19 protein-coding genes are annotated in these 24688 nt (G+C 73.4%); 10 read left to right on the plus strand and 9 right to left on the minus strand.

All coding sequences use genetic code 11. The features are described 5' to 3' along the window. Nucleotides 1-54: 54 nt before the first annotated feature. From V9U69_RS10385 to V9U69_RS10415, 7 genes are all read right to left on the minus strand, one after another. Nucleotides 55-885 (minus strand): hypothetical protein, encoded by an 831-nt coding sequence (locus V9U69_RS10385; protein WP_337061686.1) that lies wholly within the window; start codon nt 883-885, stop codon nt 55-57. Then, complete coding sequence (locus V9U69_RS10390) at nt 882-2936, minus strand: alpha-galactosidase (protein ID WP_337061687.1); 2055 nt, start codon at nt 2934-2936, stop codon at nt 882-884. Before V9U69_RS10390 ends, V9U69_RS10385 begins: the two co-directional genes overlap by 4 nt. Continuing rightward, nucleotides 2933-3808, minus strand: a complete 876-nt coding sequence (locus tag V9U69_RS10395) for a carbohydrate ABC transporter permease (protein WP_337061688.1) — start codon at nt 3806-3808, stop codon at nt 2933-2935. The genes V9U69_RS10390 and V9U69_RS10395 overlap by 4 nt, the downstream gene beginning before the upstream one ends. Continuing rightward, entirely contained in the window at nt 3805-4686 is an 882-nt protein-coding gene (locus tag V9U69_RS10400; protein ID WP_442907720.1) for a carbohydrate ABC transporter permease, read from the minus strand. Before V9U69_RS10400 ends, V9U69_RS10395 begins: the two co-directional genes overlap by 4 nt. A gap of 101 nt (nt 4687-4787) precedes the next feature. Beyond that, nucleotides 4788-6089 (minus strand): ABC transporter substrate-binding protein, encoded by a 1302-nt coding sequence (locus V9U69_RS10405; protein WP_337061691.1) that lies wholly within the window; start codon nt 6087-6089, stop codon nt 4788-4790. Beyond that, a complete protein-coding gene (locus V9U69_RS10410) occupies nt 6086-7450 on the minus strand; it encodes a cellulase-like family protein (protein ID WP_337061692.1) in 1365 nt (454 codons plus the stop codon). Before V9U69_RS10410 ends, V9U69_RS10405 begins: the two co-directional genes overlap by 4 nt. After that, entirely contained in the window at nt 7447-10884 is a 3438-nt protein-coding gene (locus V9U69_RS10415) for a DUF5107 domain-containing protein (RefSeq protein ID WP_337061693.1), read from the minus strand. Before V9U69_RS10415 ends, V9U69_RS10410 begins: the two co-directional genes overlap by 4 nt. A 106-nt stretch (nt 10885-10990) precedes the next feature. Here V9U69_RS10415 and V9U69_RS10420 point away from each other — a divergent pair, with 106 nt between their 5' ends. The 10 genes from V9U69_RS10420 (at nt 10991) to V9U69_RS10465 (ending at nt 20917) form a co-directional block, all read left to right on the plus strand. Continuing rightward, entirely contained in the window at nt 10991-11860 is an 870-nt protein-coding gene (locus V9U69_RS10420; RefSeq protein WP_337061694.1) for an AraC family transcriptional regulator, read from the plus strand. Between the two features lie 253 nt (nt 11861-12113). Continuing rightward, complete coding sequence (locus tag V9U69_RS10425; RefSeq protein ID WP_374115801.1) at nt 12114-12833, plus strand: GntR family transcriptional regulator; 720 nt, start codon at nt 12114-12116, stop codon at nt 12831-12833. Between the two features lie 83 nt (nt 12834-12916). Continuing rightward, complete coding sequence (locus V9U69_RS10430) at nt 12917-14644, plus strand: GH39 family glycosyl hydrolase (RefSeq protein ID WP_337061695.1); 1728 nt, start codon at nt 12917-12919, stop codon at nt 14642-14644. Beyond that, nucleotides 14641-15495 (plus strand): aldo/keto reductase, encoded by an 855-nt coding sequence (locus V9U69_RS10435; RefSeq protein WP_337061696.1) that lies wholly within the window; start codon nt 14641-14643, stop codon nt 15493-15495. Before V9U69_RS10430 ends, V9U69_RS10435 begins: the two co-directional genes overlap by 4 nt. A gap of 12 nt (nt 15496-15507) precedes the next feature. Continuing rightward, entirely contained in the window at nt 15508-16494 is a 987-nt protein-coding gene (locus V9U69_RS10440; protein WP_337061697.1) for a carbohydrate ABC transporter permease, read from the plus strand. Continuing rightward, a complete protein-coding gene (locus tag V9U69_RS10445; RefSeq protein WP_337061699.1) occupies nt 16491-17381 on the plus strand; it encodes a carbohydrate ABC transporter permease in 891 nt (296 codons plus the stop codon). Before V9U69_RS10440 ends, V9U69_RS10445 begins: the two co-directional genes overlap by 4 nt. Before the next feature lie 51 nt (nt 17382-17432). After that, a complete protein-coding gene (locus V9U69_RS10450) occupies nt 17433-18881 on the plus strand; it encodes an ABC transporter substrate-binding protein (RefSeq protein WP_337061701.1) in 1449 nt (482 codons plus the stop codon). A gap of 86 nt (nt 18882-18967) precedes the next feature. Continuing rightward, nucleotides 18968-19732: an SDR family NAD(P)-dependent oxidoreductase gene (locus V9U69_RS10455; RefSeq protein ID WP_337061702.1), complete on the plus strand. Its 765-nt coding sequence runs from the start codon at nt 18968-18970 to the stop codon at nt 19730-19732. A gap of 76 nt (nt 19733-19808) precedes the next feature. Continuing rightward, entirely contained in the window at nt 19809-20510 is a 702-nt protein-coding gene (locus V9U69_RS10460) for a nucleotidyltransferase domain-containing protein (RefSeq protein ID WP_337061704.1), read from the plus strand. A 77-nt stretch (nt 20511-20587) separates the two neighbouring features. Then, nucleotides 20588-20917 carry a hypothetical protein gene (locus tag V9U69_RS10465; protein ID WP_337061705.1) on the plus strand — a complete coding sequence of 110 codons (330 nt, stop codon included), beginning with the start codon at nt 20588-20590 and terminating at the stop codon, nt 20915-20917. 68 nt (nt 20918-20985) lie between these two features. Here the strand turns inward: V9U69_RS10465 and V9U69_RS10470 are convergent, their stop codons facing one another. Beyond that, nucleotides 20986-22776: an ABC transporter ATP-binding protein gene (locus V9U69_RS10470; protein ID WP_337061707.1), complete on the minus strand. Its 1791-nt coding sequence runs from the start codon at nt 22774-22776 to the stop codon at nt 20986-20988. Beyond that, nucleotides 22773-24677, minus strand: a complete 1905-nt coding sequence (locus V9U69_RS10475; RefSeq protein ID WP_337061708.1) for an ABC transporter ATP-binding protein — start codon at nt 24675-24677, stop codon at nt 22773-22775. The genes V9U69_RS10470 and V9U69_RS10475 overlap by 4 nt, the downstream gene beginning before the upstream one ends. Nucleotides 24678-24688: the final 11 nt, after the last annotated feature.

Below are 24688 nucleotides of genomic sequence, written 5' to 3' on the forward strand. Positions count from 1 at the left end.
GACAGCATGGCCCATCAGCACCGACATCTGAAACAGTCACTAAGAGGTTGGCTATCAGCCCTCACGGTGCGCGGTGAGCGTCAGCCGCCACGTGAGCCGGCCGCCGGCGTCGAGCACGCCGGTCTCTCCGGGGCCCGCGGTCGCCAGGTCCGCGGTCGCGCCGAGCAGCGGTTCGACGCCTACGGACCGGTAGGGCGCCGCCTGCGGCCACCCGCGGAGGTTGCGCCACACCACGAGGGACACCGGCCCGGTGCCGCGCACCACCTGCCACCGCAGGGTCAGCCGGTCGGTGCCGTCGAGGACGTCGAGGCGGTCGGTGGTGACGACGGCGCAGCGGGCGGTGCCGTCGTCGGGGCCGAGCGCGTCGAGCGTCACGCCTGCGCCGTCGGGCCAGGTGGTCCGCGCCACCTCACCGGGCGCCGGCTGGTCGAGCACGCTCACCGGCGGCGCGCCGGGGACGAGGAGGCGGGCGGCGGGGGAGAGGTCGAGGAGGGCGTGCACGGCGTACAGCACGGGCGCGCCGGGTGGGCCGGTCACGTCGTAGGTCGCGACCACCGCCCCGTCCTGCACCGACAGCGACCGCCGCAGCGACAGCGAACCCGTGCGCACGGACGCGCACCCCGGTTCCGCGGAAGTCCACAACCGCGACCACACGTCGCCGTGGTCGGGTGCGCCGCGCAAGGTGGGGAAGCACTCCTCCACCCCGCCCGCGTCGACGAACGCGTCACCTGGGCGGACGGCGGCGCGCGCGGCCGCGGGCACGGCGGGGTTGCGCCACAGCCACTCGCGCTCGGGCGTGCGCAGGGACGTCCACCGCCCTCCGTGGGTGTCGTCGGTCTCCACCACCAGCGGCCGCGGCCGCCAGTCGTTCACACCCTCGCTCACACGCGGTCCAGCACGATCACGTCGCAGTCGCCGCGCGACCACGTCACCACCAGCCCGTCCTCCACCGCGAACACCGTGGAGGGCGCCGGGCCGCCGCCACGTGCACGCAGCCGGGTGCCGGCGGGCAGGTCGCCCAGCGGCACCCGCCAGTCGGCGGGGCGGCCCGGCCGCGCCCACGCCAGCACGACCACCGCCGCCTCGCCCGTGTACTGCACCGCGTACGCGGGGTCCGCGGGGGTGCCGTGCCGGCGCACCAGGCCGCCGTGCAGGACGTGCCGCACGCAGCGGTGCAGCGCGACGAGTTCGCGCACCCGCTCCCGCTGCTCGGGGCTCCAGCGCAGCAGGCCCCCGCCCAGGCCCATCACCCCGGCCATCGCCACGACGCACCGGAAGTCGACGCTGGCGGGCACGCGGTCCAGCACGTCCGGTTCGTCGGTCACCCACGAGCTCATCACCCACGCCGGGTAGGCGGACAGGAAGCCGTGCTGCACGGCCAACCGGTCGCGCGGGCCGGTCTCGTCGCTGGGCCACACCACGTCGGTGCGGGCCAGCACCGCCAGGTCGATGCGGCCGCCGCCGCCCGCGCACGCCTCCACGGTGACGTGCGGGAACTCCGCCCGCAGCACGTCCAGCACGCGGTGGTACGCCTGGGTGTGCCGCCAGGACCAGTCGTCCCCGCCGGGTACGGCGGCGCCGCCGTCGGTGATCGCGCGGTTCATGTCCCACTTCAGGTAGCTGATCTCGTAGCGGGTCAGCAGCCGGCGCAACTGCGCCAGCACCCACGCCTCCACCTCCGGCCGGCCCAGGTCGAGGACGAGCTGGTGGCGCAACCGCACCGGGTCCCGGCCCGGCGCGCGGTGCACCCACTCCGGGTGGGTCCGGTACAAGTCGCTGTCCTCGTTGACGGCCTCCGGCTCCACCCACAGCCCGAACCGCAGGCCGCGCTCGCGCACGCCCGCGACCAGCGGCTCCAGCCCGCCGGGGAACTTCGCCTCGTCCACGTCCCAGTCGCCGAGCCCGGCGCGGTCGCAGGTGCGGCCGCGGAACCAGCCGTCGTCGACGACGAAGACCTCCGCACCCAGGTCGGCGGCCACCTCGGCCAGCGCGAGCTGGTGCTCCACCCGCACGTCGAAGCCGGTGGCGTACCAGGAGTTCGCCACCACCGGCCGGTGCTCGGGGCCGGTGGAGCGGGCCAGGGTGCGCTGGTACGCGTGCCACGCCTGCGCGGCCTCGTCCGGGCCGCCGGGCACCCACAGCCCGGCCAGTTGCGGGGTGGTCACCGACCCGCCAGGCGGCAGCGTCACCACGCCCGTCTCGTCGTCGGGGCCGTCGGCCACGCGCACGTGGTCGGTGAACGGCACGGCCTCCACCTGCAGCCGCCACGAGCCGCTCCACGCGAGCGCCACCGCGTACGTGCCGGCGTCCCGGTCGTCGCGGGCGCGGACGGTGACGACGGGGGAGGCGCCGTGCGAGGTGACGCCCTGCCGGCTGCCCAGGCTGAACGTCCCGACCGGCAGGTCCACGACGGCCTCGGTGAACTCCCGCGACCACGCGCCCGTCAGCGTCCCCACGCGCGCGCCCGGCCCGACCGGCGGGGTGAACGCGCCGCCCCAGCAGCGCAGCAGCTCCACCGCGTGCCCGGAGCGGTTGCGCACCACCGCGTGCTTGGTGACCACGTCGTGGGCGGTGCTGCTGCGCAGCACCAGCTCCACGTCCACCTCGGCGACCTCGTCGGTGAACGGCGCGCGCAGCTCGTGCACCTCCCCGCCGACCGTCAGCGTCACCTCGCCGGCGGCGCGCAGCCGGACACCGCGCAGCCCGTCGGCGCGGCGGGCGACGAGCTCGGCGGCGTGCGCGGAGCGGGTGCCCAGCGCGGTGGCCTCCAGCGGCAGCAGGTCCAGCGGCGTCTCGAAGGACGTGCGCCGCGGCGCCGGAGCCGGCTGCGCACCGCCGCGGGCGCCCCAGTGCACGCGCACCAGACCCGCCCCGTCCGGGGCGAGCGCGACGACGTGCTCCCCGGAGCGGGTCGGCATCGTCCACGAGCCGCTCACTTGTTCGAGCCCACCAGCAGCCCGGAGACGAACTGCTTCTGGAAGAGGAAGAACACGACCGCGGTGGGGATCGCCGCGACGAGCGAGGCCGCCGCGATGACGTTCCACGCGCTGGAGTAGCCGCCCATGAGGTTCAGCAGCGCCGCCGTGATCGGGAACTTCGACTCCGAGCGCAGGACCGTCAGCGCCCAGATGAGGTCGTTGAAGATCCACGTCGTGGCCAGGGCCGCCAGCGCCGCCATCGCCGGGCGGCTCAGCGGCAGGACGATCCGCAGGTAGATGCGCCCCGCGCCCGCCCCGTCCAGGCGGGCGGCCTCGAACAGCTCCTCCGGCAGCCCGCGCATGAAGCCGTGCAGCACGAAGGTGTAGAAGCCGATGCCGAAGCCCACCTGCACCGCCACGAGCGCGAAGAGGGTGTCGGCGATGCCGAGGGACTCGCTGATGCGCGCCACCGGCACGAGCAGGATCTGCGGGGGCAGCAGGTTGCCGGCCAGCATCGCCAGCAGGATCGTCTTGCGGCCCGGGATCGCGAAGCGGCTCAGCGAGTACGCCGCCCACGACGACAGCACCAGCGAGGCCAGCACGGCGCACGCGGTCACGGCGATGCTGTTGCCCAGCGCCCGCACCAGCCCGCCGCCGCTGAAGGCCGTGGTGAAGCCGTCGAGCGTGAAGGACGCCGGCAGCGCCGCCAGCCCGCGGGCGGCGATGTCGTCGAAGGAGCGGAACGCGATGAGCCCGACGTAGACGACGGGGCTCAGCCACAGCAGGGTCAGCGGCACCATGACCACGTGCAACCACGGCGAGCGGGCTCGCCGCGGCCGCCGCAGTGGCGGTGTGGCGGCGCTGCCGGGGGCGAGGGTGGTGGCGGTCACGACTGCTCCTCCGCGCGGGCCTGGCGGGCCAGGTAGGTGATGATGAAGCCGATCGCCAGGACGAAGATGACGACCGCGATCGCCGAGGCGTAGCCGAGGTTCCCCGACGTGAACGCCTGCTGGAACATGTACGTGCTCAGCAGTTGCGTCGTGTTGTAGGGACCACCGCGGGTCATCGCCCACACGATGTCGAAGGTGCGCAGCGAGTCGATGACGGTGACCGCGAAGACCACCGTGTTCACCCCGCGCAGTTGCGGCATGACGATGTGCCAGAAGCGCTGCCAGGCGCTGGCGCCGTCGACCGCCGCAGCCTCCTCCAGCGTCGCGTCGCAGCCCTTCAGCCCGGCCAGGTACAGCACCATGATGTAGCCGACCTGCCGCCACACCGCGGCCACGAGGATCGCCGCCAGCGCCACGTCCGGGTCGGCCAGCCACTGCCGCTGCAGCGAGCCCAGCCCCACCGCCTCCAGGCCGGCGTTCACCGGGCCGCCCGGCTGGTACATCACCCGCCAGAACAGGCCCGTCACCGCCATCGAGACGACCATCGGCAGGTAGATCGCGCTGCGGTAGAAGCCCACCCCGCGGCCGGGCTTGTTGAGCGCCACCGCCAGCGCCAGGCCGCCCACCACGGACAGGACGCCGAAGCCGAGCACCCACAGCGCGTTGTTGGTCAAGGCCGTGCGGAAGATCGGGTCCTCGGCCAGGTCGGTGAAGTTCTGCAGGCCCACGGGCTCGGCCGGGCTGATGCCGTCCCAGCGGGTGAGCGAGAGGGAGAAGGAGTTGGCGGCCGGCCAGAAGACCCAGAACAGCTCCACCGCCAGCGGCAGCAGCAGGAACACCCACACCAGCAGCGGCACCCGCCGCAGCCGGGCGCCCAGCGAAGGGCCGCCCGGCCGGGCGGGGCCGCGGGCGTCGCCGGCGGGACGGGGGCCGTCGGACCCCCGCCGCGCCGGCCGCGCCGCGGCCCTCACGTCGCTGCTCACTGCCCGAAGACCCCCTCCGCGGCCCGCTGCCACTCCTGAAGGATCCGGTCGCGCGAGCCCGGGTCGGCGAGGAACTGCGTCAGCGCGGTGTCCGCCGTCGTCTGCAGCGCGTCGGAGGAGTCGCGGTTGAAGAACTGGGTGATCTCCTCCGTGGAGTTGAGCAGCTCGATGCCCTTCTGCACCAGCGGGCTGAACTGCGAGGTGTCGACGTCCGGGGACGTCGGCAGGTTGGAGGACCCGGACTGCTCGATGAAGGCCTGCTGCTGCTCCGGGGCGGCCAGGTAGGACAGGAAGGCGATCGTGGCGTCGGGGTCGGAGGTGCCGGCCGCGGCGAAGTATCCGTCCGTCGGGGCCTCCTCGGCCGTCGGCACGTCCGGGTTGATCACCGGGACGGAGAAGAAGTCCAGGTCGTCGCGCTGGTCCTCGGGGAAGTACTGGGTGACGAAGGCGCCGATGAGGTACATGCCGGCCTGGTCCTGCGCCATCGGCACGGACGCGTCCTGCGCCGAGTACGAGCCCATGTTCGGGTCGAAGTAGGGGATGAGCCGCTCGTACTGCTCCATGACCGCGACGACCTCCGGGTCGGTGAAGGAGTGCTCCCCGGCCAGCAGCTCGCGGTGGTACTGCGCCCCGTTGATGCGCAGGTCCAGGTAGTCGAACCAGCCCGACGCCATCCACGGGGTGGAGCCGATGCCGTTGGCCAGCGGCGCCACACCCTGGCCCGAGAGGTTCTCGCACAGCGCGAGGAACTCGTCCCACGTCGTCGGCGGCTGCACGCCCCAGCGCTCGAAGGCGCTCTTCTTGTAGAAGACCGACCACCAGTAGTAGTTGGTGGGGACGAAGATCTGGGTGCCGTCGTCGGCGCTGGACAGGTTCTTCAGCGCCTCGGAGAAGCCCGCGCACGCGCCGTCGCCCTCCCACATGCTCGACACGTCCAGCAGCAGGCCCTGGGCGGCGTAGTCGCGGGCCACCGACCCGGCGTACCAGCTCATGACGTCCGGCGGGTCGTTCGAGCGCAGGTAGTTGGTCAGCTGGGCGCGGAACTGCTCGGTGGCGACCGAGTTCATCGTCACGTCGCCGTCGTAGCTCTGCACGATCGCCTCGAGGGCCGCCTTGGGGGCGGTGTCCTGGATGGAGTTCTGGAAGACGATGCCGCCACCGCCGCCCCCTCCACCGCCGGCGGCCGCGCCGCCGGACCCGCCGGAGCCGCTGGTGCCGACGCAGCCGGTCAGCAGGCCGGCGCCGCCGAAGCCGGCCGTGGCCGCGAGCAGGCTGCGCCGCGAGAGTCGGGAGTTCATCGTCGAACCTCCTGTGCGCCGTCGTCGGCGCGGTCGTGGTGGGTGGTGCCGGGCCCGTCGGGCTGATCGGGCCGGTCGGTGGGGGTGGTGCCGGTCAGGAGGGCCGCGCACTCGCTCTGCAGGGCGACGTCGGCCCACATGCTGTGCTGCGGCGCGGCGTTGGAGCAGACCACCGCGCCCCACGCGCCGAGGCGGTGCGCGTCGCGCACGGCGCGGCGGCACAGTTCCGCGCCGACCGGTCCCTCCTCGAAGCGTCCGCGCTTGGGGGTGTAGCCGACGTAGCCCTCCCCGAGCACCAGCGGGACCCCGCGCGCCGCGGCCCAGTCGGCGGCGACCTCCAGCCACAGCGTGAGCTTCTGCTCCACCGCCAGGCGGTGCTCGCCCCAGCGCTCGTACAGCCAGCGGTCGAAGGCCTCCGGGTCGCACCAGTCGTGCACGTACACCTCCGGCAGCGAGACGACCGTGGCGTCCAGCTTCCAGGCGTTGTCCTCGCCCGGTCCCCAGTCGGCCACCTCGGGCGCGCCCGGGCGCAGCAGCGGCGCCGCCCGCTCGCGGGAGAACTCCTCCACGGGCGCGCGCAGGCCGAACACGTCGATGAGCTCCTGCAGGTTGCCGTAGGCGTAGGGGTGCACGACGAGGACCTCGGCGCTGGGCGGGACCGCGCTCAGCGCGCCGACCGGCACCCCGGCGTAGTTCACCGTGCACAGCCGGTCGGGGTGGCGTTGCTTGAAGCGGCGGATCCCGCGCTCCAGCCTGTCCGTCAGCGCCGGCACCGCCGCCTCGCCGCGTTCCACGCCCAGGCCGTCGACGAGGAAGCCGATCTGGACCTCGTTGTGCAGCTCGGTGAACAGCACCCGGTCGTCCAGGCCCTCGGCCACCAGCAGGTCGATCAGGTCGGCGTGCGCGTCGGCCAGCACCTCCGCGCGCTGCTCGGGGTCCACCGCGTGCAGCGCCTCGTACCAGTCCGGGTCGAGCGCGAACGACGGCGACTGCTGGTACTCCCAGCTGGAGACGATGACGTGCACGCCGTGGCGCTGCGCGGCGCGGAAGAACGCCAAAGTGTGCTCGCGCGCGTCGATCGTCGTCTCGTGCGCCACGTCGTACCAGCGCACGCCCTGCCCGTACTCCCCGCCGAGCGGACCGAGCCGCAGCGCGGAGGTGTCCACGCCGGAGCGGAACAGCAGGAACGGCATCGCGCAGATCCGCACCGCGTTGTAGCCGCGCTCCACCGCCTGGGCGAAGGCGGCGTCGAGGTCCTCGAACGGCTCGCCCGGCCCGGTGCGCACGTACCAGGAGAAGTCCCACAGGCTGATGACGAGCTTCTCCGGCGCACCGGCCGGCAGGTTCCGCGTCGCGGTCATCGGGCCACCTCCTCGATCCGGGTGACGGGTCCACCGGGCTCGGCGGCGGGTACGCCCAGCAGCTGCGGGTGGGTGGCCAGGGCGTGCGCCAGGTCGGCCGCGTGCCGGCTGGCGGCCAGCCGCGGGTCGGCCAGCAGCTCGCGGGCGCGCCCGGCGTCGCCGTCCAGCAGGGCCAGCTGCGCGTCGAGCACCACCACCCGACGGTCGCGCACCACGAGCGGGTCCTCCTCGAACAGCAGCAGGTCCGGCAGCGAGGTGGCGAAGTAGTCCACCACCGGCACCGCCGCCGCGAACGCGTCGCGGAAGCGGCGCAGCGAGGCGGTCAGCGGCCCGTCGTCGCGGCCCAGCCGGCGCAGCGCCAGCACCGAGGAGAACGTCGCCTCGCTGTGCTCCTGCGTGCTCATCCCCAGGAAGTCCCCGCGGTGCTCGGCGGCCGCCCCCCACGCCGCGTGCGCCGCGCCCGCGTCGCCGGCCGCGGCCAGCGCGTCGCCCAGCAGCAGGTGCAGCTGCGCCGTCGCCGCCAGCGGGTGCCGCGCCTCGCCCAGGCACGCCGGGCTGTCCAGCGCCGCCCGCAGGTGCGCCACCGCGGCGGCCGGGTCGTCCGCGAGCGCCTCCAGGGCCAGGCGGGTCCGGGCGCGCTCCCACGCGGAGAGCACCTGACCCTCCCCGCCCTCCCACGGCTGGAACGTGCGGGTGGTCAGCAGGTGCACGGCCCGCGCCGCGCCGCCGGTGCTCACCAGCAGGTGCGCGACCTCCACGAGGGCGTCGTCGCGCTGCTCGGCCAGGTCCCAGCGCTCCCGCCAGCGCGCCAGCCGCTGCTGCGGGTCCACGCCGCGCAGCGCGTCCAGCTGGTCCACCTCGAAGCGCAGCCGCGCCTCGTCCGGGGCGGCCTCCTCCGCCCGCGCGTACGCCGCGCGGGCGGCCTCGAGGTCGCGGTGGTCGTTGACCAGCGCCAGGCCCAGGTTGCGGTGCGGCACCGGGTCGCCCGGTGTGCCCGCCGCGCCGGCCCGCCAGTCCGCGACGGCGTCGGCGTGCCGGCCCGCCGCGTACAGCCAGTGCCCGCGCAGGGTGCGGGCCCGCGGGTCGGCGGCCGAGGCGCTCAGCGCGGCCACGTCCTCGCGCCGGCCGGGGAAGCACCACGTGGTGTCGCGCGCCGCGGCGTCGGCGCGCGCGGCGGCCGCCTGCGCGCTGCGGCCGAGCCGGTCCAGCACCAGGGCCCGGTGGTGCGCCAGCAGCGGGCCGGCCGCCGGCTGCCCCGCCGCGCGCAGCGGCTCGCGCTCCTCGGCCTCGTCGAGGACGCGCAGCGCGTCCTCCAGCTCCCCGACCCCGGCCAGCTCCAGCGCCACGTCCAGGCAGGTCTGCGCGTCCGCGCTGGCGGGCAGGCCGTCGAGGTGGCGCAGCCACGCGTCCAGCGGGTCCAGGGCGCGCGCGGCGGCCAGCACGCCGGCCGCCGCGCCGGACGCCGTGGCGCCGAGCCGCCGCCGGCACACCACCTCCAGCGCGGCGGCCTGCAGGTGCTCCGGCTCCACCCGGCGCACGTCGGCCAGCCGGTGCAGGGCGGCCTCGGTGCGCCCGGCGCGCGCGTCCAGCCGCGCCATCCGGTACCCGGCCGGTCCCCGCCACGCCCGCGCCCACGACGCGCGCCCGTACGCGTCGTAGGCGTCGTCCTCGCGCCCGCGGGCCTCCAGGACCACGCCCAGCAGGTACAGCGCGGTGGTGTCCCGCGGCGTGGGGTGGCGGGAGGTCAGGCGGTCCACCGCGCGGCGCAGCAGCTCCTCGGCCTCCTCGTCCAGGCCGGCGCGGTAGGCGCGCACCGCCAGGCCCACCAGGCTCGGCACGTGCCCGGGGTCGCGGGCCAGCGCCTCGCGCCAGTACGGCTCCGGGGAGCGGGTGGCGTGCCGGTAGAGCTCCAGGTGCTCCGCGGTCAGCGCCAGCTCCTCCACGCTCGCCACCTCCCGCGGCGCGGGCGGTTCGGTGGCGGGGCCGGGGACCTCCCCGATCCCCGCGCGCTCCTCGGCGGTGCTCCAGCGCACCAGCTCCCGGCCCTCGTGGACGACCGAGACCTCCACGTCCGGCGACCCCGCCTCGCCGGCCGGCACCTCGTGCACGCGCAGCAGCGCCGCCGAGGGGTCCAGGTCGACCGTCTCGCTCGCCACGACCCGCCCACCGGCGCGCAGCTCCACCCGCACCCCGGCGCGGGGGCGGGTGACGACGACGGCCAGCCGGACGCGTGCGGGGTCCTCCTCGCGACGCAGGCTGACGGCCGCGTCGACGCTCGCCCGGTCCAGCGGGCCGCTGTGCCGCACCGGGTACCAGCACTGGGTGAACACCTTCGTCTCCCCGGGTGCCAGCACCGAGAAGTCCGGCTGGTTGTCGGTGAACACCCCCGCCATCAGCTCCACGTAGTGCGCGCCGTCGTCGGAGAGGTTCGCGTCCCACGCGTGCCCGAAGGGGGAGTTCCCCCACGTCCACTGCTTCTTGCCGACGGCGACCTGGTGGTCGGCGACGTGCACGAACCCCACCCCGCGGGCGTGGTCGTAGCCGCCGAAGAAGTCCTCCCGGCTGCCCAGGCACATGTACGACGTCGGCACGGGGATCGTGCGGTACCAGTCGATCCGGTCGCCCGTGCCGCGCGCGCCGTCGGCGGCCGTGAACACCTCGCCGGCGCGGGCGGGGTAGTCCACGCCGTAGTAGTGGCGGTCCGCGGCCGGGTAAGCGGTCACGGCGCGCTTGGCGTGGTCGGCCACCACCGTCACGTCGTGCGGGAAGAACGACTGGTAGTCCTCGTCGACGCGGGCGGCGACGTTGGCCCACCACAGGAACGACTGCGGCAGTTCGGTGCGGTTGGCCAGGCGCACCTCGAGCTCCAGCACGGAGCTGCCCGGGCGCAGCCGCAGCGCGTGCGTGCCGCGCATGCGGGTGAACGGGTCGTGGTCGGAGCAGCGCACCACGACCGCGCCGTCCTCCTCGGTCACCGCCTCCCAGTCGGTGGGCAGGTAGGTCGCCGGGCGGTGGTGCTGGGGCCAGTTGAACTCCACGCCGCCGGCGATCCACGGGCCGGCCAGTCCCACCAGGGCGGGTTTGACCACGGGGTTGGCGTAGAAGAGGTCCACCCCGCTGGTGCGGTCGCGCACCACGTGCACGCGCCCGCCCAGCTCGGGCAGCACCACCACGTGCAGCCACTCGTTCTGCAGGTGCACCGCCGTCCAGGCGTGCTCGACGGGGTCGGTGGCGATGCGGTGGTGGAACGGCAGCGGGTACACCCGGCCCGAGGAACCCTGGTAGACGCGGCGGTCCAGGTAGGCGGGGAACACCTCCGGCGGCAGCGGGTGGTAGGTCGGCAGCGTCAGCGGCGCGCTCCAGACCGCGGCCGGGGCGTCCGCCAGGGCGGCGGGCCGGGCCGGCAGGCCGAGCTGCGTCTCGTCGTCGAGCATGCGGTGACGGTAGGCCGGTGATCACCGCGCCGAGAAGAGACGATCCGACGCTGCCACCTGGACGATCCGACGGTCAGGACCACCCGGACGGCGCTAGCGTCACGGCGTGCGCATCCGCGAGGGGTTCCCCGGGCAGCGGCTGCGGGTCCTGCCCGCCGACGTCGCCCGCACCGCGGCCGCGTCCGGGCCGACGTCCCGGCTGCTCGTCACCGACGCCGGGTACTTCCCGCACGCCCACCACCACGGCCGCACGCGCCGCCGGGGTGCCAGCGGCACCGTCGTCATCGTGTGCGTGGGCGGTCGCGGCTGGTGCCGCACCGCCGGCGGCGAGGTGGCCGTCGCCCGCGCCCAGGCCCTCGTCCTGCCCGCCGGCCTGCCGCACGCCTACGGCGCCGACGACGCCCACCCCTGGACGATCTGGTGGCTGCACGCGGCCGGTCCCGACGCCCGCTCCTTCGACCGGCAGCTGGGCGGGGACCCGCCGCGCCCGGCCGTCGTCGACCTGCACGACGTCCTGGAGGTGCAGCGCGACGTCGAGCGCGTCGTGGAGCACCTGGAGATCGACGAGACCGGGCCCACGCTGCTGCGCGCGGCCGGCGCGGCGTGGTCGGTGCTGGCGCAGGTGGCAGCCGACGCCGCCGCCGGCAGTCCCGTGCGGCGCGAGCCGGTGCGCCAGGCCCAGGAGCACCTGCGCGCCCACCTCGACGCCCCCGTCTCCGTCGCCGCCCTGGCGCGCGAGGCGGGCCTGTCCACCTCGCACTTCACGGCGCTGTTCCGTGCCGCGACCGGGGGAGGGGTCGTGGAGTACGCCAAGCGGCTGCGCATGGCGCACGCCTGCGAGCTGCTGGTGACCACCGACCTGCCGGTGGCCGAGGTCGCCCGCTGCGTCGGCTACGCCGACCCCTTCTACTTCGCCCGCCACTTCCGCGGCGTGCACGGGTGCAGCCCGACGGCGTTCCGGCGTCGGGAGGAGTGATCGGGCGGGGCTGTCGGGCCCGCCCGGCGTTCCGCCGGATCAGGAGTGCTGCGCCGTCGGGCCCGGCCCGGGGTGGTGCAGGCGGGGGCGTCGTCGTCCGGCGCACCGAGCGAGAACCGAAAAGCCCCTTGACCGTCGATCGTGCACGATCTACGGTCTACGACATCAGCTCACCGATGAGCCGATGCTGAGGAGGTGCTCGTGTCCCCACCCGGTCCGCGATCTCTCAACCCGTCCGAAGGGCCTGTCTACGATGGTGCTCGTGGAGCCGACGACGACGCGACGCTCACTGGCGTCGAGCCGGCAGATGCTCGCCGACCACGTGTACGACGCCGTCCTGGACCTGCTGATCGACGGCGAGCTGAAGGCCGGGCAGGCCCTGGGCATCGACGGGCTCGCCCGCGAGTTCGGGGTGTCGCAGACACCGGTGCGCGAGGCGCTGGCGCGGCTGGAGTCCACCGGGCTCATCCGGCGCGTCGCGCTCAAGGGGTACCGGGTCGCTCCCGTGGCCACGCCGGAGGAGCTGGTGCGGCTCATGCAGGCGCGGCTCCTGCTGGAGCCGGCGCTCGCCGAGCTGGCCGCGCACCACCTCACCCCTGACGTCCTCGAGCAGCTCGAGCAGGCCGTGCACGACCTGGCGACCGCACCCCTCGGGCCGTCGTTCCACGAGTTCCGGCAGTACTGGGAAGCGGACGAGCGCTTCCATCGCATCATCGCCGAGGCGACCGGCAACGAGTTCCTCCTCGGTGCCTACACCGCCCTCGGCGGGCAGATCCAGCGCTTCCGCCTCTTCGGCGGCGGGGGCGTCACCGACTCCGACCACTGCGTCGCCGAGCACACCCGCGTCCTCGAAGGGCTGCGCACCGGTGACCCGGCCACGGCCCGCGCGGCCATGGCCGCCCACATCACCGAGGCGCGCGACCGCGCCCTGCAGGCGTACGAAACACCCGGCACCGCCGCCGCGGAAGCCTGATTCCCCGCTCCCCAGCACCACCCGGCGGCACCGCCCGTCCTCCTCGCACCGCTGCGAGACCACCCAGCCGAGAGGCCACCGTCGTGTCCACCGACACCACTGCCCACAACCCCGGGCTGTCCACCGACCAGAGCCACTTCCCGCGCTCCGCCCCCAGCGACCCGTCCGCGCCGCACGTCACCAGCGCCACCGTCACCGTCGACGCGTCCAGCGACCGCGGGCCGCTCACCCGCATCTGGGAGAGCATCGGGTACGACGAGATCAACTGGACGTACACCCCGACCGGCAAGCAGCTCCTGCGCACCTTCGCGGAACTGTCGCCGCGGCCGTTCCACGTGCGCCCCCACTACGTCTTCTGCTCCGGGTCCGGGTTCGGCATCCCGCACTGGGGCAACGGGAACGTCTACCACGAGGACGCCGACGGGAACCCGCACTACGACTTCACCATCGTCGACCAGACCTACGACGCCATCGTCGGCGCCGGGCACCACGTCCTCGTGGAACTCGCCTTCACCCCGCGCGACCTGCTCCCGCCGGAGGCCGACGAGCTCAAGGTCGTCCCCAGCCCCACCGTCTACAGCAACTACGAGGCCGGCGCGTGGGCGTACCCGCCGAAGGACTACGAGAAGTGGCGCGGTCTCGTCGCCGCGCACGCCCGGCACTGCCTGGAGCGCTACGGCGCCGAGGAGGTGCGCACCTGGCTGTGGGAGTTGTGGAACGAGCCCGACATCTTCTACTGGAAGGGCACCACGCAGCAGTTCTGCGACCTCTACACCGTCACCGCCGAAGCGGTCCGCAGCGTCCTGCCCGACGCCCAGGTCGGCGGCCCCGCCGTCACCGGTGGGGGAGTGCAGTTCATGCGTGACTTCCTCACCCACACCTCCACGAACGACGTTCCCCTCGACTTCGTCTCCTTCCACACCAAGGGTTCCGCATTCACCCCCTGGCGGGTCTACGGCCCCACGGGGGGCCCGGCGCCGGAGAAGCAGAACCCCTCGGCGCACAAGATGCTGTTCGAGATCCGCCGCATGCTGCGGGTCATGGCGGAGTTCCCGCAGTACCACGACCTGCCTGCCATCGTCGACGAGTGCGACGCGGGTGTCCCCGCCCACTACAGCGTCTACGACAACGCCAACTTCCAGTTCCAGAACACCGAGTACTACCCCGTCTTCCAGGTCAAGCTGTTCAAGAAGATCCTCGACCTCAACGACACCGAGACCGCCACCGTCACCCAGGCCACCTCGTGGAGCTTCTACTTCGAGGGTGAGCGCTACTTCGAGGGCACCCGCGCCTTCCTCACCGCCGGCGGCGTCGAGAAGCCCCTCCTCAACGCCTACCGGATGGTGTCCCGGCTCGGCGGGCGGCGTGTCGACGCCACGTCCACCGCCGCCAGCGACCCGGCCGAGCTCGACGCCGGTGACGGGCGCAGCATGGGGGAGGAGGTCGACGTCCTCGCCTCCTCCGACGCCGCCGGCCGCGTCACCGTCCTCGTCTGGCGGCACACCGACGACCAGTACCAGACCGACGAAGCCGCCACCCCCGTCGACGTCCGCATCAGCGGCCTCACCGCGTCGGAGTACTCCGTCAGCCACTTCCGCATCGACGCCGACCACAGCAACGCCCACACCGCGTGGGTCGCCCAGGGCAGCCCGCAGGACCCGACAGCTGAGCAGCTCGCCGCCGTCAAGGCGCGGCAGGGCCTCGAGGAGCTCGAGCCGGCCCGGTCGGTGACCCCCCGGGACGGCGCCGTCCAGCTGGACGTCACGCTCCCGCTGCCGTCGGTGTCCATGCTCGTCCTGGAGCCGAAGTGAACCGCACCGGCGTCAGCGACGTCGCCGACATCGCCCTCAACAACGGTGTCACCGTCCCCCAGCTGGGCCTCGGTGTGTTCCAGGTCCCCCCGCAGGAGGCGCAACGCGTCGTCGAGGAGGCGCTGGAGGTCGGCTACCGGCACGTCGACACCGCCGCCGCCTACGTCAACGAGGCCGGTGTCGGGGCGGCGCTGAGGGCATCGGGCCTGCCGCGCGACGAGGTGTTCATCACCTCCAAGCTGCGCAACGGCGACCAGGGGTACGACGAGGCGCTGCGGGCCTACGCCGACACGTGCGAGCGCCTCGGGGTCGACGCGCTCGACCTCTACCTCGTGCACTGGCCCAACCCGTCCGCGGGCCGCTACGTCGACAGCTGGCGCGCCCTGGAACGCCTGCACTCCGAGGGGGCCGTCCGCGCCGTCGGGGTGTCCAACTTCCTGCCCACCCACCTCGACGACCTCGCCGCCGCCACGGGGCTCGTGCCCGCCGTCAACCAGGTCGAGCTGCACCCCACGTTCCAGCAGCGCGACCTCGTCGAGGACAGCCGGGACCGCGGGATCGTCGTCGAGGCCTACTCGCCGCTCGGGCAGGGCGCCGACCTCGACGCACCCGCCGTGCTCGCCGCGGCCCGCACCCACGACGCCACCCCCGCCCAGGTCGTGATCGCCTGGCACCTGCAGCGCGGGCACGTCGTCATCCCCAAGTCCAGCCGCCGCGACCGGCTGGAGGAGAACCTGGCCGCCGCCGGCCTGCACCTCGACGACGCCGAGGTCGACGCCATCACCGCGCTGGAGCGCGGGCACCGCATCGGTGGCGACCCCGCCACCTTCGCCCTCAGCCAGATCCGTTAGGAGGTCCACCCGATGGCGAGATCCCTCACCTCCGAGCCCGCCCTCGCCGCCGCACCGCCGCAGGGGAAGGTGCTGCGGACACCGCCGAAGGGCCAGCGCGTCGGTACCCGCAAGCAGACGCTGTGGATCTGGCTGTTCCTGATGCCCACGATCGTCCTGTACGGCGCCTACACGCTGTACCCGATCATCGCCAGCTACTGGTACTCCCTCGTGGAGTGGAACGGTTTCCAGGCCGACCAGCGCTTCGTGGGGATCGACAACTACCGCGCGGTCATCGCCGACCCGGCGTTCTGGTCGTCGGTGAAGATCACCCTCGTCTTCATGCTGCTGGTCGCCCCGGCGCGCATCCTGCTCAGCCTCTTGCTCGCCATCCTGCTCAACTCGCCCAAGCTGCCGTTCCGCAACCTGTTCCGGACGGTCTACTTCCTGCCCGTCGTCACCACCACCGCCATCGTCGGGGTCGTCATGCAGTTCGTCTTCGATCCCAGCAGCGGACCCGTCACGGCCATGCTGCGAGTGGTGGGCGTCGAGCAGGGCATCGACTTCCTCGGCGACTCCGGCACGGCGCTGACCACCGCGGCGGCCGTCTACGTCTGGAAGTTCTTCGGGATCACGATGGTCTACTGGATGGCCGCGCTGCAGACCATCCCGTCCGAGCTGTACGAAGCAGCGCGCATCGACGGTGCCGGAGCGGCCAAGATCTTCCGGCACATCACGCTCCCGCTGCTCCTGCCGTTCCTGCTCATCATCACGGTGCTCACCGTCGAGGACACCTTCCACGCGTTCGACCTCATGCAGACGATGACCGGTGGTGGCCCGTTCTTCTCCACCGAGATCATCGAGATCTACATCTACCGCTGGGCGTTCAGCGCCACCATCCCGCAGCTCGGCTTCGCCTCGGCGGCCGCAGTCCTCTTCGGCGTCATCGTCATGCTCGTCGGGGTCCTCCAGGCCTGGGCGCTGTACGCCGGCCGCAAGAACAGGAAGGCGCTGTCGTGACCACCACCACCCCCAGCCGCCCCGTGAGCGCGCCACCCCGCCTGTCCTTGGCTCGGCGCGCCGCTCAGCGGGCACCCTGGTGGCTCGCCGTCGTCCTCCTCATCGGTGTCGGGGTTCTGTGGATCTACCCGTTCGTGTGGATGGTGTCGGCCTCCCTGAAGAGTTCGATGGAGGTCTTCACCGCCGGCCTCACCCTCATCCCGGAGAACTTCGCCTGGGAGAACTACAGCCGGGCCTGGACCGACGCCGGCTTCGGCCGGTACATGATCAACACCGTCATCGTGACACTCGCGACCGTCGCCATCGTCGTCGTCCGCTGCGCGCTGTGCGGGTACGTCCTCGGGCGCTACTCCTTCCGAGGGTCCAAGGTCATCATCGGCATCCTCGTCCTCACGCTGTTCGTGCCGACCGGTTACACGATCATCCCGATCGTCAAGCTGTCCATGGAGCTGGGCGTCCTCAACTCCCTGACCGGCATGGTGCTCGCCCTTTCCGGATCAGCCAACGTCTCGGCGATCCTCATCTACGCCGGCTACTTCCGGCAGCTGCCCAAGGAGCTGGAGGAGGCTGCTGTCGTCGACGGGGCCGGGTTCCTTCGGGTCTTCTTCCGCATCATGCTGCCCCTGTCCATGCCCGTCACCGCGACCGTCGGGCTGCTGACGTTCCTCTTCACCTGGAACGCGTTCTTCCTGCCCTTGGTGTTCTCGTTCAGCAGCCCCCAGCTGCGCACCCTCAGCGTCGGCATGCAGGCCTTCGTCGGGGAGAACGCCACCGACTGGTCCGGCATGGCGGCAGCCGGCGTCGTCTCGATCCTGCCCATCGTCGCGCTCTTCCTGTTCCTGCAGCGGTTCTTCGTCGAAGGCATCGCCGGGGCCGTCAAGTCCTGAGCACCACCTACCTCCAGTCCTGCACCACACCATCTCGATGAGGAGATCGTCATGGCACGCATCACCCGCCGCTCGCTGCTCGCCGGCAGCGGTGCGCTCGTCGGCACCGCCGCCCTCGCCGCCTGCGGAGGTGGTGGCGGGGAGAGCGGCGCTTCCGCCGGCGCCGGCACGTTGCGCTGGTGGGACCACTTCAGCGCCCTGCAGAAGTTCCACGCCGAATGGGCGGCCCAGCAGTCGCAGGAGCTCGGCGTCCAGGTCGACTACACCTACAACGACGTCAGCCGGGCCCCCGAGGCCCTGCAGTTGGCCAACCAGAGCAACCAGTTGCCCGACCTCTACTCCAACATCTTGGCTCTTCCGCTGTCCGCGCTGGTCGCGGAGGGCTGGGTCCACGAGCTCGAGCTGGACGGGGACCAGCTCGCGAGCCTGCCCGAGGGCTCGCTGACGGAGGGCATCACCAGCCTCGACGGCAAGGTCTACGGACTGCCGCTGTTCAGCTACCAGCAGTACTCCGCTGCGCACTGGTTCAACACCGACATCATCACTGCCGCCGACATCGACCCGGACGACCCGCCCACCACCTACGACGAGTACCGCGCCAACCTCGAGAAGATCAAGGCCAAGAACGACGGGGCCGCGCCCATGATCCTCGCCCTGGGTGGAACCGCCCGGATGGGGGAGCAGATCGACGACATCGCCCAGGTCGCCGGCTTCCCCGGGTTCCAGGGCATGAAGTACCACACCGGCGAGTACGCCTACGACGACGACACTTACGTCAACGCCATCGAGTTCTGGAAGGAGCTCAACGACTCCGGCCTCATCCTCGCCGGCAGCGGTGGGCTCACCGTCGCCGACGCCCGCAGCCGCTGGGGTGCCGGGGTGGCCGGCTACTTCCCCGACGGTCCCTGGTGCGCCGGCGGCGTGAGGAACGTGGCGCCGGAGTTCATGGACAAGCTGGGGGTCGGCCCCATCCTCGTCCCCCAGGCTGGGGTCCCCGTGATCACCTACCGCGGTGCACCGGCCGCCCAGTTCTTCGTCGCCGGATCCAGCGCCGACCCGGCCAAGGCCAGTCAGCTCGCCGCGTCGATGATGACGAACGAGTACCAGAAGGGACTGGCCGGCGGGATGGACCAGCCGCCCCTGGACCTCTCCGTCGTCCAGGAGGCCGACGTCGTCGAGCCCTACCGCAAGCTCGCCGAGTGGTTCGAGGAGACCGTGCGCCGCGGCCCCGAGGCCGTCGTCGCCAACCCGCAGATCGCGAAGGTGGAAGCACTGTCCAAGCCCATCAGCCCGCAACTGGGGGACATCGTGCAGGGCTACCTGGGTGGGGACATCACCGACTTGCGGGGGGCGCTGAAGTCGCTCAGCGACGCGTACGCCGCCGACCGTGAGCAGGCGATCGCCGCCGCGACCGCCGCTGGGGCGCAGGTGTCGCTGGACGACTACGCCTTCCCCGAGTGGGTTCCGGGGCAGGACTGGACGCCGCCCTCCGCTGGCTGACCGACCGCGCGACGCGCAACACCCCGCCGGCCGGGCGGACCCCGCCCGGCCGGCACCACCGAGAGAACCGTCGAGGAGACCTGCTGATGACCGTCCCGTTCCCCGCCGCGCGCACCGCCGTCGTCACCGGTGTCGGAGCACCCCGCGGCATCGGCCGCGTCGTCGCGCGCCGGCTGGCCCGTGAGGGCTGGAGCCTCGCGCTCGTCGACGTCCGGCCCGACGGCGTCGCGGAGATCGCCGAGGAGCTGCGCGGCACGACCGGCGTGCTGGGCGCGCCCGCCGACATCACCTCGCCGGAGGAGGTGCGGGCGGTGTTCGACCGCGTCGACGACGCGCTGCCGCCCGTCGTGGGCCTGGTCAACCTCGCCGGCACCGCCTGCCCGACCCCCCTGCTGGAGCTGACGGTGCAGGAGTGGAACACCAGCTTCGCCGTCAACGCCACGGGGTCCCTGCTGATGATCCAGGAGGCGGCGCGGCGCATGGCCGCCGTCGGGGTCGGCCGCATCGTCAACACCTCATCGATCACCGCCCTCGACGGCGGCGGCACGTTCTCCAAGACCGCGTACGCCGCGTCGAAGGCCGCCGTGCTCGGGCTCACCAAGGGCGCTGCCCGGGAACTGGGCCCGCTCGGCATCACCGCGAACGTGCTGCTGCCCGGCCCCGTGGACACCGACATCATGGGTGGGCAGCTCACCGAGGAGCGCAAGGCCGGGATGGCCGCGGGCATCCCGGTGGGGCGCGTCGGTCAGCCGGACGACATCGCCGCGGCCGTCTCCTTCCTGCTCGGTGAGGAGGCCGGGTACGTCAACGGTGCCAGCTTCCAGATCGACGGCGGCAAGCTCATCCACTGACGCGGATCAGCGCTCCGCCTCGCAGACCGCGGATCCGGTTCAGCGGATCGATCGCGCCCGTGCTCGCGTGTCACCGATGGGATCCACCGCATCGGACGGCAGCCTCAGCTGGCTGGTATTCCATACAGACGGCTCCTATAGTGGCCAGATGCACTTGGCGCACCCCATCCGCAGCGTGGTGCCGTCCCTGGACGGTCCGGTTCTCGTCGCCCTGGCCGGATCCGCTGCTCCCCTCTCCGGCCGGGAGATCGCTCGGCTCGTGGGGAAGGCCTCCCACGCCGGTGTGCAGCGGGTCCTGGCTCGCCTCGCCACCGAAGGCGTGCTCCACGCGGAACGGCGCAGCAGCGCCGTCTACTACAGCGCCAACCGCGAGCACCTCGCGTGGCCGGCCGTGGAGGTCCTCGTCGGCCTGCGCCGGGAGCTGCTGCGGAGGATCACCGAGGAGGTGCAGGACTGGTCCGTGCCGGCGCAGTCGGTGGCCGTCTTCGGTTCCCTCGCTCGCGGGGAGGGCGACACCGACTCCGACGTCGACCTGCTGCTCGTGCACGCCGACGGCCTGCCTGACCGGCAGTCGCAGGTCTGGGAGGGGCAGGTGGACTCCCTGGTCGCCGCCGTCGAGTCGTGGACCGGCAACCGGACGCAGCCGTACGACGTCTCCGTGCAGGAGTTGCGGGCGCACGTGCGGGCAGCTGAACCCATCGTGCAGTCCTGGCGGCGAGAGGCCATCACCCTGGCCGGTCGGGACGTCAGCACCCTCTTGCGCAGCGTGGCCCGATGAGCCCGGCTGGACGCACCAGCGCATGCTCGCCCGCTGAGGGCCGCGTCCGGCTCGAGCAGGCGCGAGCCTTCCTGGAGGTGGCCGAGCTGGTCCTCGACGAGGCTGACGACGGACTCGCCACTCCGCAGGTCGCCGCGTCGCTCGCCGTGCTGTGCGGCATCGCGGCGTCCGACGCGGTCTGCTGCAGCCGGCTCGGGCGTCGCTCCCGCGGCCAGGACCACCGCCAGGCCGTCGATCTGCTCGCCACCGTTCGCCCGGACGGCCCTGCCATGGCGAAGGACCTTCGGCGACTGCTGGAGATCAAGGATCAAGCGCACTACGCCGCGACGATGGTTTCCGCCGCACGTGCTGAACAGGCCGTCCAGTGGGCGCGTCGTCTCCACGACCTCGCCGTTCGCACCGGTTGAGTCGCGACCCGGCCTCCCTCCGGTGATCAAGGAAGTGACAACTTCCTTGATCACCGGAGAGGTCGGGATCAGCTGTGCTGGGCGGTCCAGGCCGCGTGCAGCCGCGAGTACGGCCCCCCGGCGTGCGCCAGCTCCACCGCCGGCCCGACCTCCACGACCCGCCCGGAGTCGACGACCACGACCACGTCGGCGGCCTCCGCCGTCGAGAGCCGGTGCGCGATGGCCACGGACGTCCGCCCGCTGAGCACCCCCTCCAAGGCCCGCTGCAACCGCACCTCGGTGGCGGGATCGACGGAGGACGTCGCCTCGTCCAGCACCAGCAGGTCCGGGTCCGCCAGGTGCGCGCGCGCGAGCGCCACGAGCTGCCGTTCCCCGGCGGACAGCCGCTCACCGCGCTGGCCGACGGGGGTGTCCAGCCCGTCGGGCAGCCCGTCGAGCCAGCCGGCCAGGCCGAGGTCCTCGAACGCCGCCCGCACGTCCTCCTCCGTGGCGCCGGGCTTCCCGCGGCGCACGTTCTCGCCGACGGTCGCGTCGAAGAGGAACCCCTCCTGCGGAACCGCGACGACGCGGCGGTGCAGTTCGCGGCTGGGCAGGTCGCGCGCGTCCACGCCGCCCAGCAGCACCCGCCCGGAGGCGGGGTCCACCAGGCGGGTCACCAGCCGGGCGAGGGTGGTCTTGCCGGAGCCGGTCTCACCGACGACGGCGGTGCGCGAGCCGGCGGGCAGGTGCAGGGTGACGCCGCTCAGGACGACCTTGTCGGTGCCGGGGTAGGTGTAGGCGACGTCCTCGACGCGCACGTCCACCGGACCCGCCGGCAGTTCCTTCACGCGCTCCTTCGGCGGTTCGGGGACGGTGACGGGGGTGTCGATGAGATCGACGACGCGGCGCCAGCCGGCGAGGGCGTTCTGGAGCTCGTTGAGCACCTCGGTCGCGGCCTGCACCGGCCCCACCCACAGCTGCGCGAGGAACAGGAACGCCAGCAACCGCCCCAGGGTGATGTCGCCGTCGACGCCCAGCAGGGTGCCGACCACGATGACGAGCGCCACCACGAGCCCGGAGACGAACACACCGGTGGTGAACGTCGCCGCGGTCGCCACCTGCGCCTTCACGGCCTGCTTGCGGTGCGCCTCCACGGCCGCGTCGACGGTGCGGCGGGAACGGGCCTCGGCGGCGTGCGCGCGGATCACATCGGCGCCCACGACCGTCTCGGAGACCGCGGCGAGCATCTCGCCCATCCGCACCCGCACCCCGGCGTACGCCTGCGCCACCGGCCGCTGCAGCTTGTTGCGGATCAGCACCAGCGGCACGAAGCAGCCGAGCACCACGAGCGCCAGCTGCCACGAGTAGAAGAACATCACCGCGGTCGCCAGGACCACCTGACCCAGCGAGAGCACCAGCACCAGCATGCCGGTCTGCAGGAACGTGGAGATCGTGTCGACGTCGCTGGTGACGCGGCTGACGAGCGCGCCGCGCCGCTCCCCGGACTGGGTGAGCACCGCCAGGTCGTGCACGTGCCGGAACGCGCGGGTGCGCAGGCTCGCCAGCCCCGCCTCCGTGGCACGGAACAGGCGCACGTTCACCACCCACGCGGTGACCACGGTGAGCAGCACGACGACGGCCGCGAGCGCGCACAGCACCGCGACCCGCCCCACGTCCGGGCCACCCTCGGCCAGCACGCCGGTGTCGACGGTCTGCTGCACCGCGATCGGCACGACGAGCTTGCCGACCGTCGTGGCCGCCGCGATGGCCAGGGTGACGCCCAGGCCCTCGGCGATCTGCGGGGTCAGCTCCCGCGCGCGGCGCAGCACACCGCCGCGCCCGGCGGAACCGGCCGCCGCCCCGATGGTGGTCGCGCTCACGCCATCCCCGCCTTGTTCGCCGTTTCGTCCGCCCGGTCGCGCGCCGCGCGCGCGTACGCCGTCACCAGGTGCCGGTAGCCCGCGTCGCGGGCCTCGACCTCCGCCGCCGGCCCCCGGTCCACGACCCGGCCGCGTTCCAGGTGCACCACCTCGTCGGCCAGCGCGATCGTCGCCGGCCGGTACGCCACCACCACCACGGTCGTGCCGGAACCCGAGGCCGCCAGCCCGTCCAGCACCGCCCGCTCCACCGCCGGGTCCAAGGCGCTGGTGGCGTCGTCCAGGACCAGCAGTCGCGGTTTGCGCACCAGCGCCCGCGCCAGGGCCAGGCGCTGCCGCTGCCCGCCCGACAAGGTCGAGCCACGCTCACCGACCAGCTCGTCCAGCCCGTTCGGCAGGGACTTCACGAACTCCTCGGCGCGCGCCAGGCGCAGCGCCTCCCACACGTCGTCGTCGTCCACGCGCCGCTCGGCGGGCACGTCGTCGGCGTCCAGGCCCAGGGCGATGTTGCCGCGCACCGTGTCGTCGAACACGAACGTCGACTGCGGCACCAGTGCCGCCGCGCCCGCCACCTCGCCGGCGGCCAGGTCGCGCACGTCCACCCCGTCGAGGAGCACCTGCCCGGACGTGGGGTCGACCAGGCGCACGAGCATCCCCGCCAGCGTCGACTTGCCCGACCCGGTGCCGCCCACGACCGCCACCGTCGTCCCGGCCGCCACGTCGAGGGTGACGTCCGCGAGCGCCGGGGCGGCCTCGCGCCGGGGCGCGGGCGCCTCGTCGCGGCGCGCGAACTGCCCGGGGACGTCGGGGCGCTCGGCCAGCGGGTCGGTGGCGGGTGCGGGGTGGCGGTAGGTGAGGTCCTTCGCCGCGACCGCCAGGGGACCGGTGCCGGGGGCGGGGCGGTCCCCCCACGGGGTCGTCGCCTCCTCCTGCAGCACGGCCTGCACGCGCGCGTCCCCGGCGACGGTGCGCGGCAGTTCCGACAGCAGCCAGCCGAAGGAGCGCACCGGGAACGCCAGCAGGCCCAGCAGGTACGCGATCTGCACGAGGTCGCCGACGCCCACCGCCCCGTTCGCGGCGCGGACCGTGCCGACCACGAGGACCGCGAGGGTGCCCAGGTTCGGCAGGGCGTCGATCACCGGGTCGAACGTGCCGCGGGTGCGACCGGCGGCCACGTTCGCCGCGCGCAACCGGTCCGCGTCGGCCGCGAAGCGCTCCACCTCCTCGCCGGCCAGTCCGAGGGTCTTCACCACGAGGGAACCCTCGAAGCTCTCGTGGGCGGTCGCGGAGACCTCCCCGCGCAGCTGCTGCACGCGCGTGACCCGCGGGGACATGCGCCGCTGGTAGACGACGTTCGCGGCCACCAGCGCCGGCAGCACCAGCAGAGCCACCGCTGCCAGCACCGGGTCGGCCGCGGCCATCGCCACGCCCGCCACCGCGATGAGGACCACGACGCCGAGCGCGAACGGCAGGATGAACATCGCCTGCCAGGTGGCCTCCACGTCCGAGCTGGCCGTCGCCAGCAGCCTCCCGGCCGGGTGGGCGTGGTGCCAGGACAGGGGCAGTTCCAGGTAGCGGCGCGCCAGGGCCCGGCGGTAGCGGGCCTGCAGGGCGAAGGCGACCATGCCGGCCCAGATGCGACGCACGAGGATCGCTCCGACCGTCACCAGGGTGACGGCCATCAGCGTCGCCCCGGCCAGCCACACGTCCGCCGTGCTGACCGACCCGGAGCCGGTGACGGCGGGCACGACGACCCGCTCCGTCACCCGCCCCACGAGCCAGCCGCTGGCGGCCGTGCCCACGCCGTACAGGGCCGAGCCGATGATCGCGATGGTGAAGAGGCGTCGCTCTTCCCGGGCGCCGCGGGCCATGGTGCGCATGCCGCTGACGAAGGTGCCGCTCACTGGATGAAGCC

The sequence above is a fragment of the Kineococcus sp. G2 genome (assembly GCF_037154035.1).
Classification (GTDB): Bacteria; Actinomycetota; Actinomycetes; order Actinomycetales; family Kineococcaceae; genus Kineococcus.